This is a genomic window from Hymenobacter qilianensis (genome assembly GCF_014638675.1).
Lineage (GTDB): Bacteria > Bacteroidota > Bacteroidia > Cytophagales > Hymenobacteraceae > Hymenobacter > Hymenobacter qilianensis.
Map to the genome: position 1 here is coordinate 24,778 of NZ_BMFN01000008.1, position 10,423 is coordinate 35,200.

The following is a 10,423-nucleotide window of genomic DNA, read 5'->3' on the forward strand; positions in this document are numbered from 1 at the left end:
TTGTCATCGCCGGTGCCGCCTTGCGCGGCCTGGAGGAGCGTGCCCAGGCGCACGCTACTGCTGGTGAAGGTGCCGGTGAGATAAACGCTACTGTCGGCGGTCGCCAGGGTGATCACTTCTTCATTTTCAGCGCCGGCCAGTTGCTGGGCCCACTCAAAGCGGGTCGTCGAGGGATTCCATTTGGCGATAAAGCCGTCCCGGCCGCCGCGGCTACGTAGCAGCTGGTCGCCCAGGCGCAGGGAATCGTAAAAAAAGCCTGCCAGGTAGAGGTTGCCCGCCTCGTCGGTGGTCAGCGCTCGGATGTAGGGGGTCTGGTCCCGGCCCAGCGCCACGGCCACTTCCCAGGGGGGAACGACCGCTTGCGCCTGCGCGGGGCGCCAGGCCGGACCGGCCAGCAGCAGCCCGATCAGCAAGGCCTTCAGGGCCGTGTGCCGGGGTATGGTGCGGGGCCGCGCGGCACCGCTGCGGCCCGATCGGAAGAAAAAACGGGCGTAGTACTTCGGCATGAGCGGCGCGTGAGGAGGAGCCGTGGTGCACCCCACCGTAAACCTACCCGCTGGGCCGGGAAGCCACAACTCAACATGTCGGCAATTCAGACTTTACTGCTGGCCATGAAGGAAGATGGGCAGGTGATTATCAGTGTTTTATACGTTATGAAAAGGACTTCCTAAGGCAGGGGAATTGGCTAGCGCTCCCCGCTAGCCCGCAGCAGCCCGTTCGGCGAAAGGGTGATTTAAACCGCCATCGTCTTTCGGATAGGGCCTGAGAAGGGCATTCTACTCACCTTATTCCTATTGTATTTCACCTGATCGTTCATCATCAAATGAGGTCATAGGGAGGTTCTTTTCGGCCGAGAATTAGCACGAGCGATCGTCGTCATACGCTACAAACCAGCGAGGGGAGGCATGGCGCACAACCTTGACCGAGGGAATGGGAGGGTATTGGGGGCGTCCGCAAAGCTTTGTAGGGGCGGCATCCCACAGTCAAAAGGTAGGGGGGGCGGAACAGAGGGGCTATGGCTCGTTTGGTCACGAAAGTAGTTGTATAAGCCGCGTGGCTGTTGCAAAAGTCTGGCAGTAGCGGCAAACAGATCAGTGAGTCCCCTCGGCAGCCAACAAGGAACGCTCCTTCAGTCTTTTTTGCCGCTAGTTGTCGCCCAGGCAACCGCCTGGATTCCCTGTTGGGTGTTTTGCAACAGTCACCCGCATTATGTTAGGTAGCTTCGGCAACTTCCGTAACTAACGGGTGTCTCCGCAAGTGGTTGATCCGGCCCCGCGCCAGGGAGAACTCAGTGCACAACTTCCACCCAGCCGACCAGCTTGCGGTGCGTCGTGGGCTCCTGCAGCAGGTAGTAATAGCTGCCCGCGGGCAGGCCCGCCGCGTCCCAGTCCTGCTGGTAGTGCTCGGTGCGGAACACCGCCTGCCCCCAGCGACTGAACAGGCTGAGCGACCACGCCGCCGTGCCCAGCCCGGTGATGTGCAGCTGGTCGTTGCGCCCGTCCCCATTGGGGGTGATGATGTTGGGCACAAACACCTGCTGGCGGCAGTCGTAGAGGCGCACCCGGATCGAGTCCGTGGCGCTGCACACGGGCGTGGACACCGTCACCCAGTACGTGCCTGACTGAGTGGGGGTGAAAGTGGCCGCCGTCGAGCCGTCCTGCCAGCGGTAGCGCACACCCGGCAGCGTGGCATCCAGGACGAAGGGCTGCTCGGGGCTCGCACACAGGGCCGTATCGGGGCCCAGGTAGATCGTGGGCGGGGTCAAGTAGAACAGGCGCAGCGAGTCGCGCTGGCTGCAGCCGGCCGCGTTAGTGCCTTCCAGCCAGTAGGTGCCGGGCTGGTTGACCAGCAGCGTCGCGCCCGTGGATCCGTCCTGCCAGCGGTAGCGGGTGCCCGCCTCTCGGGTGCGGGGCCGCAGGGTCAGGGCCTGCCCCACACAGAGTACCGTATCCGCGCCTAACCGCACCTGGGGCACGGGCGCAGCGGTGAGCCGCAGCGAGTCGCGGGTAGTGCAGCCGGCCGCGTTGGTCACCTCCACCCAGTACCAGCCCGGCTGCTGGGCCCGGAGGGTGGCGGCGGTGGAGCCATCCTGCCAGCGATAGGTGGCGGCCTGGGCAGCAGTCAGCACCAGGGCTTGGCCGGGGCATAGGGCCGTATCCCGGCCCAGGCTGACCACCGGGCGCGGGGCCACGGCCATGTAGCGGCGGATAGCGAAGGGGTAGCCGCCGGGCAGGAAAAGCGTGAGCGTGACCAGATAACGGCCGGGCAGCGCGTAGACGTGGGTGGGCGCTACTGAAGTGGACTGGTTGCGCCCGCTGGCCGGGTCTCCGAAGTCCCAACGCACGGAGTCAGCCCCATAGGTGATAGGTAGCGTAAAGGCATAGGGACTTCCCTGGCACGTGCCCTGCCCGGTGAAGTACCACAGATCCCGTTGCATAAACGAGGGCAGGCCGTGCCAGGATTGGCGCCCCCCCAAGCTCACTCCTTGATCCACGTACGCGCACAGGCCCCCGCGACGGTTGGGCTCCGTAATCACGCCCAGGGTCCGGTCCGCCTGGTCGGTATGGGCCACGTATATTCGGCCGTCGGGGCCCAGTTGGAGGCCGAACTTGGCGCTGAGGGCCTGTCCTGCGACCGAGGCATCCTCAATTGGCATCGCCGAGGCGGCGAGGTTGGCGGCGGTCAGATCGTACTGGAAAAGCGCTGACGCCGAAGGATCCGTGACGTAGAGTTTGGTCCCGTCCGGGGAAAACTCTACCCCGTAGCTAGTCAGCACGGCTGGGGGCAGAAGGACGGGATTCGTCAGGCGGCCCGTGGCCGGATCGAAGTCCAGTAGTTCCACGCTGGCCCGGCTTTGCCCGGGGGGCGGAGTAAAGGTGCCCGCCGTAAGGGCCAGCCGCCGCCCGTCCGGTGACGCTTTCAATTGGCCCACGACTTGGCTGCCTTGGTGGACAAAGCCGTCACGACTCAGCACCGGGGGAGCGGTGATCCCCTGCGCCGTGAGCAAGTAAGCAAAGAACACATCCGAGTCGCGCTCGTGGCCCAGTATCCACAGGTCGTGCCCATTTTGGTGGGGGATGGCCGTCACGCGCTCAGTAGAAGAGCCGTGGAGTAGCCCCTGGCGGAGGACAACCTCCCCCAAGCCATTTTGCCGGCGCATATCCACCCGGGCGTAGCGAAACCCGGTGGGTTGATTGTATTCAGCCGGCAAAAACACGTAGTAAACGTCGCCATGACCGGGCTGCGGCACAATCAGGCACTGGGCGGCTGACACGTCGCCCGGCAGCCCAGTACCGCCCGCCATTACCTGGTGCTGACGGTTCCAGACCGTCAGCCCATTGGTGTAAAAAAGTAAATTACCCAGACTGTCGGCCCGGCTACTGCAACTCTCGAAGGTCGTAAGCTGCCCATCGGTCAGGGGCACCGGCCTACCCGGCCGGAAATCCAGCCCCGCCTGCCGGCCAAAATACCACTGCGAGGCGGGCAGCTGGGCCGCAGCCCAGCCGGTGGTGGCCAGCAGGACGAGGCCCGTCAGGACGGCGCGCAGCCACGGCAGAGTCGGGGCTCCCACTTATCGCTGGACGGTCAGCACCGCTTGCTTGTCTTTTTTCGGGCCGTTGCCGCCGCTGCCGGTGTCCACGGGCGTGACCTGGTGCAGGGTCAGCACATAGCGCTGATTATTCGCCTGCACCGCCGCCGAATCACTCAGCCCGGTAGCGCTACCACACCCCAAACACAGCCGGACGGCTTGCCGCTCGCCGTTCTGGCTCTGGACCGCCAGGACGGCTTGGACCGTGCCCGGGGAAAAGCAGGGCGGGCACCGCTGATCCAGCACGTCTTCCAGGGTAAGCGTCAACTCAGGGGCCTGCAGGTCGGGCAGGCTGGCGGTTTGGGAATAGCGCAGCGTCACTTCTTGGTTAAAAGCTGCCTGAAGGTGAGGAGTGACGTTATTTTCTTTGGAGCAGGCAGTCAAGCCCAGCAGGCCCACGGCCCAGGAATACAGCAATTTCATCGGGTTGTATGGAAAAGGTGCACTAGCGTCTTTCCCTGGAGAGACGCTAGCGTTCTTTTGGGTTGCAGGGCCGCCAAAAAATGCCGAATCACCAGTCGTCGAAGGGCTCGTGCAGCCTCCTTTCGTCGTATAAACGGCATTATGTGAAGCACAAGGCTTAATTCAAGTGCTTCACGCTTCCTTTCGGTAGACGGCGGGACAAGGAAGAAAGATAAATCATTTGTTTGCCCCCAGCCGGCATGCTGATTTCCACCGGCTGATAGGGCCGGGCTTCGACCACAAGGGTCACTTGGGGACAGCGCCAGCCGCCAGCGATAGATGACAAGGTGAAGCGTCCCGCGGAATCCGTCGTTATCTGATCCGAGTTCGTGTTCTTTTTTGCCATGAGCACGGGGCGCACGGGTAGCCCAGTTGCTTCGTCGAGCACCGTCCCCATAACGGGCCGCGGCTATGAGCAGGCGGGATTGACAGCTACTTGCCGATCAGCCGTGACCAAAGGTTAGTTACTATATTATCGTTTCTTTTAATACTATCCGCCCGCTTGCTTTTAGCGGTTGTGGTGCTTTCGGACTTGTTTATTTTTTTGATTCTCATGTGTTCTTCTGGCCCAAATCGGTCGAATACATAATGAACTATTTGAACGGTATCGAGATTCCAGGCATAATTTTTAAATCCTTCGTTTCCATTTGCTTCCAAAGTCGGTTTCCCAAATTCAGCTTCAAAATAGGATTGGAATTCAGTGAATGATTTCCCTGGGTCACTATAATCCGTCCTAAAAAATTCTAATTCATTTAAGAACCCATCTTTTCTTGGTTCGAAGTGAAATCCAAGCATACAGTTCAGGCCATTCAAGGATTTGCATGAGATGGTGTAATAGCCGGTTGTTACATGGTTATAGCCGTGCCCATTCAATTTTTGAGTCAACATATGTTCGTCAATGCCCCAGGGAATGAAAATACCGGGTTCGTCAATTTTAAATCCTTCTTGAATATTCATTTTGTTTTTTAGCAGGAAGCACAACTTGTTGGTAACAGGCCCCGGCACGGGCACGAAAGGCAAACAGGAAGAGGGCTACGCGCCGCATACAGGTAGGGCGAGGGAAAGAGGCGAAAAGATACGACGCATGTTATTCTGGAAAACGCGCTAGTTAGACAAAAAGTAGAAACGGCGGGTCTACCTTTTATCTACTTTCGCGGAATAGTTGATTGACATAAAAGATCTTCTCGGACACCTCTTCCCAGAAGCCTACGCTTGGTTCACGCCCTAAGTAGGATAAATTCAAGACGGATATAACATACGTTATGTTAAGCAACTATTCTCAGAATCCAGACCGGCTGGCAGCAGCCCGTTTTCTGCCTTTTGTCTAACTAGCGCAGCTTTCGCAAAAGCAAGGGTACGGCGTCCTTTATCGGTTGACGGCCCCGCACCAAGGTGGCACGGTTGTTACGCCCAGCCTTAGGTATGGATACCCCTTGCTTGTCTGTAGCCTTTGTCGCAATGAACCGCTGGCGGTGGCTCTCGTTGCTGCTCGTCGTCCCCTTCGCCTGCAAAAAACCCGAACCCGAGCCCGAGGCCATGCCCCTGCCCACCGAGTTGAAGGCCTACACCCTGTTTGAGCCCGGCACCTACTGGATCTACCAGGACTCGGCTTCCCGCCAACTCGACAGCGTCTGGGTCACCCACCGCGAAGCCTTCGTGACCCGGCGCTGGGACCAACAGTATAACCGCGTCAATGAGAAGTACGAGAACTTCCGCCTGCTGACCCAGTCGAGCCGGGGCGGGCCGGAGCGGGTCTATAGCGTGTTTCGCACCTGCGGGCTCTCGATTCCAGAGGATGCTTCGATCAGCGGCTATCCGTGCTGGACTATTCGGCGCGGCCTCTCCCTGCCCAACAGCACGGCCGATGAGGGCAGCACCACCGTCTTTCCCTACCGTATCGCCCGGGATCAGGCCCCCGTGGGCTACCTGTTCGGAGAGCTAAAGTCCTACTGGCACACCGCGCCCGTCCCAATCGGGAACACGACCTATGCCGACGTGCTGGAGGTAAACATCCCCTTGAGTGATCGGTCCGAGTACGGCTGGCCCTCGCACTACTATTGGGCCCCGCACGTGGGGATCGTACGCCAGCGCACCTGGTATAACGACCAGCCCCAAACCTGGACGCTGGTGCGTAGTCATATCGTGCAGTAAGCCGTTAGACGGAAGACGGCATACGTCATATACATAATGGCCATTATTAGACAATGGAGTGATGTTTTACTATAATAATCCCTTTTCGGATACGTATCGCTAAGGCCCACTTTACATTTGAAATGGTACTGGCACTTTGATATGACTAAGAAGATGAAAAGGAGTATAAAGGCATCACTCTTTTGGTGGCTACTTGTTCTTTGCACCAACCTTATCAGTTGGATATACTATAGGGACAATCATTATCAACCGTTTATAATGATGTCTCTAGTATTTTATGCCTTGATAGGGAATCTACTTCTGTTACTCATTTTATGGGTGTATAATAAATTTCATAAGCTTAGTTAAGCAAACTGATAGTACACGCGCAAATCTACTCCTCAAGCGAAGGAGGAGGACAGAGAGCAGTTTGTTGCTTTACATAATCCACCTTCTCGGACAAGAGTTGGTTTAGGTGCGCTTCTGTTTCAACACCCTGAAGAAGCCCCGTTGCTCACTCTCACAATTAGTTTTTGCTTGGCAGGTGCGGTCTTTGCTACCCGATTCCTTTGGTTTATTCACTAGGTTCGCGCCGAGCTAATTTCTGTACTCATGTGGTTTCCCTTGTTGCTGATCCTGACCTTTTTCTGCTCTCCTCTACCAGACAGCCTTCCCCAGGCGCGCGTGCCGCAGGCACCATTTACCGAAACAACGAATAATGCCTTCCTCAGTGGGTTAACCGAACGTCTTTCCTACACTCGGTTAGTCGGCGCTCACTATGTGCGCGCCAAACGAGCGCCGAAACTCGGCGACGGACGCTTAGTCTCTTTTTCCAACGGGGCGAACCAGTTTACCTGCTTTACCAGTGCAGACAACACGTTTACGGCGGCCTTTACGATCACCCGTTCCGAACCCTTGTTGGCTCCCTTACTCGTACTGGGGACGGAGAAAAGGACCGTCTTGCACCAACTGGGACTCCCTCGTAGCCAAGACTGCTTGCAGGTCATCAATGTTGAAGGCGACGTGCTGGCAACGTTAGTTTTCCAAGAAGAAAAGTTGGCCAAAATCACCTTTCTCGTTGACATCGACGGCTAAGAGGGTGGGGCTATCCGAAGTAGAAGAAAACAAAGAGGCTTTTAGTAGTAGTGAGTGATCGCTGATATCGGAAATGGTCATTTACATAACAAGAGTTATAAGAGCCTTCTTGGAAATAGATAGAAATTAAGCTCTTGTTGACTTACTTAGCAGAATGGTACTTTAGTAGGACCAGCGCATAGTTTTCGACACTACAGACCCGGGGGTTAGAGAAAAAAGGGTATGTTGTAAGGACTCTTTATTTGGTATGGTAAAAGCATTCTTCACGTTGATGCTCGTAGCTCCCCTGACGGGTTGGGCACAAGCGCATTTACCGCCCCGTACAGCGGTGTTGCCCCCGCCTGTACGAGTAGAGCAGGCCCTAACCGGAACAGTCAATCCGCGCTTGTTACAAGTACCACTGGGCACGTTCCTCTACCAGCACCTGCGCGATACCCTAAGTAACCATTACGTGAGGCCACTTCCGGCTGGGAACTGGCAATTAACCATCGTGCGCTCGATTAGTCCCCGGTGGGTGGCTGTTCGCTGGCTCCCGCACTCGGCTGCGTTTGTAGCCGGGGATACGACGCTTTTCTACCTGCCGGCCCAGAAAGGGCTACAGACCATCATCCAGTTGTAAGCAGCCTATTCATCCCCTTTTTACATGCTGCAAACGACCTTTCACAGCAAGTAAAGTCACTTTTACCACCACTAGCTGCCCAGCCGGGCGTACGCGTGGAGTCCTTACTGGTCACCCTGCGTTGCTAGCCCCATCAAAAACCCTTCAAAGGAGTGACTCCGGAAGGTGGCGGGTTCCGCCATGGTCATGCCGATGAAGGGAAACGCATAGATAAGCCCGCTGGTGCGCTCGAAGGCGTAAGCCATGCCGCCCCCGTCCGACCCAAAAATGGTGAATCCCGGCGCAAACTCTTCTACCTGATAGGCCGCATTGGCTTCCAACACGTCTGCCGGCTCCCATAAATCAAGATATGCTGTTCCCACTTGCCCGGCTCCACCCTGATAGCGAGCCATCGCCTGCAAGTATTCGGGCGGCGCTTGGCCATTCTGGTGCACGAACCCTTCGGCATTGAAAGGGGAGCTTTCCGGCCGGGGCATTAAGGGAAGGGCGAAGAGTAGGGCGTCCAGTTCGGCCGTCATGGGAAGGAAGTGCTCTTATAAGCCATTAGGGCAACTAGGGGCAGGAAAGTCCAATTTAGCTGAACCCTACTTACGTATTGACGCCGTATTTTATTTCAATTCTTCTACTTTCCGCGAAAATCTTATACAGATAGTCACACGCATCACTTTCAGATAAGAATGTCTGTTCATCATTTCTTCCCCCACGCTCATCTAAATAGAAAACCTCCCACTTGTAGTAATTACGTACTAAAATAGTTGTGTCCGGCGTCAACTCGCCAAAGAGGGAGTAGCTCTTGGGTTTCACGCCTAAGTGATCCAATTTTTGCTTTAATTCCGTTAGGTTCATCTTTCCTTATTCTAGGATTTCTATTGCTCCGCGCTGTCGTAAAGTTGCCATTTTCACGGGCGAGAAACAGGGGGTACCCCTACCAGCCCTTTCGGCCCATAAAAAAGCGGTAGAGACGCAGGGCCGGTTTGACCGGCATTTTTAGGTCATCGCGTCTCTCTGGATAAGGTTCGATAACAAGGGTCGTATCGGTCCTTGTACGGGAGGGTGTACAGTTGTTAAACGCTCGTTTCGCAACTGTAAAGCGTCAAAAGGCAGTACTGATAAGGCGGGCGTTATCAGTCCTAAGTTGGCTGGTTTTGTCCTTGTAATGCTTGATACCAGCCACGACTTAGCGCCTGCCTTCTATCAGCCGCTGGAACATCGCCGGGGAATCTGAAGAATCCAAATTTCCTCCCACGTACGGAAAAACCCGAAAATGCAACCCTGTAGGAGCCATAGCCGCTGGAGCTGAAGGGGTGGTTGGTTCTAAACGGGAAAACTGGGATGTCCTGACGCCATTTCGGTACGGGCTGGTCTGACCTTTGGGAAAAATAAACCGCCCTTTTACGGGGGTGTTTCTTTCTAAAGCCTACCACCTACCCTGCTTTCGCACATTCCTTTGGGTGCGTTTGGTGTCGCCTTGGTTTGCTCGACGAAAGGTGCGGCGAAACCCGAAGGTCAGTTACCAATGCGCAGTACCTTATGAGTATAGCACTTTCATGCCCACACGTCGTCGAATTCATTGCTGCATCCCTCGTAGCCACAACTTCGCCCCCAGCTTGAGCCGGATAGGCACTGGGATGATTCATATTTGTCGGCGTCCTCACTGAAACCATGCCCACTGACTTTGGGCCGGTCCTATACGGGCCGTACTTCCCCTTATGAAAGAAAGCCAGGGAAATGTAGTATCTGCCGAGAAACCCCGAATCCAAGGCGTAGGGCGGCGTAATTTCGATAGGAGTGGTTTGCTCCGCTCGCGTTTTCTGGCGCTGGGGAAACCCCGTTCCTTCGTGCTGTTAACATTGAGCCCTCCAATGGGCGCTTCCCCGCTCACAGACTTAACCCCCACCGTCTATAGCATGTCCCCAGAAGAAAACGCTACTATTCAAGCTGCCCACATAGCGGGCCGTTACAACCTCGTAATTGCCTTCGTAGGAGCGGTGGCCCTCGTCTCTGCTCCGATAGCTCTTGAACAGTACAAAGCTAGGCATCAGCTGGAGTTGCTGGAGCAACGGACAATCGCTATCGACTCGACCGCTTGGCAGAGTCAGAGAGCCACGAAGACGGCTACTACGATTGTTATCCCGAATCTCCCGAGGCTAAGCCCACAGCGGTAACACCGGCGGAATTTCCGCATTTGAGAACCCCGGGGGAGGAACCGGCATAGGTTTATGTGCCTTCTATTTCACCTCAATAGTCCTAAAATGGCCGATTTAGGTGAGACGTTATATTAGATGACATACGGCCGCTGGGGCACAAGCCCCTTTCGAGCGAGTGTTAGATAAAAGCGGAACTCTCCTTTCCGCAGAACGAACGCTCCTTAAATAATTTAATTCTTAAATCGTTGCGGGACCCAAGCAGCTCCGAGAAGGATCCACGTGAGCCTCGGGTTGAGAGCAAAAAAAGCCGGGATTTATAAGGTAATCCGCAATACAACTTTTTTGCAGTGTTTGGACTTGAAAAACAGAACGATAAATTGA

Annotated in this window: 8 protein-coding genes; 4 read left to right on the top strand and 4 right to left on the bottom strand. The window is 56.1% G+C overall.

What is annotated here, in order from left to right; all coding sequences use genetic code 11:
* Positions 1 to 20: 20 nt before the first annotated feature.
* On the top strand, positions 21 to 218 hold the full coding sequence (locus tag IEW06_RS20585; RefSeq protein WP_188548878.1) for a hypothetical protein: 198 nt from the start codon (positions 21 to 23) through the stop codon (positions 216 to 218).
* A gap of 1,070 nt (positions 219 to 1,288) precedes the next feature.
* Here IEW06_RS20585 and IEW06_RS20590 read toward each other — a convergent pair.
* From IEW06_RS20590 to IEW06_RS20600, 3 genes are all read right to left on the bottom strand, one after another.
* Positions 1,289 to 3,571: a T9SS type B sorting domain-containing protein gene (locus tag IEW06_RS20590; RefSeq protein ID WP_188548879.1), complete on the bottom strand. Its 2,283-nt coding sequence runs from the start codon at positions 3,569 to 3,571 to the stop codon at positions 1,289 to 1,291.
* Positions 3,572 to 4,012, bottom strand: a complete 441-nt coding sequence (locus tag IEW06_RS20595; RefSeq protein WP_187734708.1) for a hypothetical protein — start codon at positions 4,010 to 4,012, stop codon at positions 3,572 to 3,574.
* A 471-nt stretch (positions 4,013 to 4,483) separates the two neighbouring features.
* Positions 4,484 to 5,008, bottom strand: coding sequence for a hypothetical protein (locus IEW06_RS20600; protein WP_187734707.1), 525 nt, complete (start codon positions 5,006 to 5,008; stop codon positions 4,484 to 4,486).
* Between the two features lie 465 nt (positions 5,009 to 5,473).
* Between IEW06_RS20600 and IEW06_RS20605 the strand changes: the two genes are divergently transcribed.
* From IEW06_RS20605 to IEW06_RS20615, 3 genes are all read left to right on the top strand, one after another.
* The gene (locus IEW06_RS20605) at positions 5,474 to 6,202 is read left to right on the top strand and encodes a hypothetical protein (RefSeq protein ID WP_187734706.1); all 729 of its coding nucleotides are present in this window, start codon (positions 5,474 to 5,476) and stop codon (positions 6,200 to 6,202) included.
* A 591-nt stretch (positions 6,203 to 6,793) separates the two neighbouring features.
* Positions 6,794 to 7,276, top strand: coding sequence for a hypothetical protein (locus IEW06_RS20610; protein ID WP_187734705.1), 483 nt, complete (start codon positions 6,794 to 6,796; stop codon positions 7,274 to 7,276).
* A gap of 247 nt (positions 7,277 to 7,523) precedes the next feature.
* Positions 7,524 to 7,895, top strand: a complete 372-nt coding sequence (locus IEW06_RS20615; protein WP_187734704.1) for a hypothetical protein — start codon at positions 7,524 to 7,526, stop codon at positions 7,893 to 7,895.
* Positions 7,896 to 7,999: 104 nt separating this feature from the next.
* Here IEW06_RS20615 and IEW06_RS20620 read toward each other — a convergent pair whose 3' ends face one another.
* Positions 8,000 to 8,413, bottom strand: coding sequence for a hypothetical protein (locus IEW06_RS20620; protein WP_187734703.1), 414 nt, complete (start codon positions 8,411 to 8,413; stop codon positions 8,000 to 8,002).
* Between the last annotated feature and the right edge of the window lie 2,010 nt (positions 8,414 to 10,423).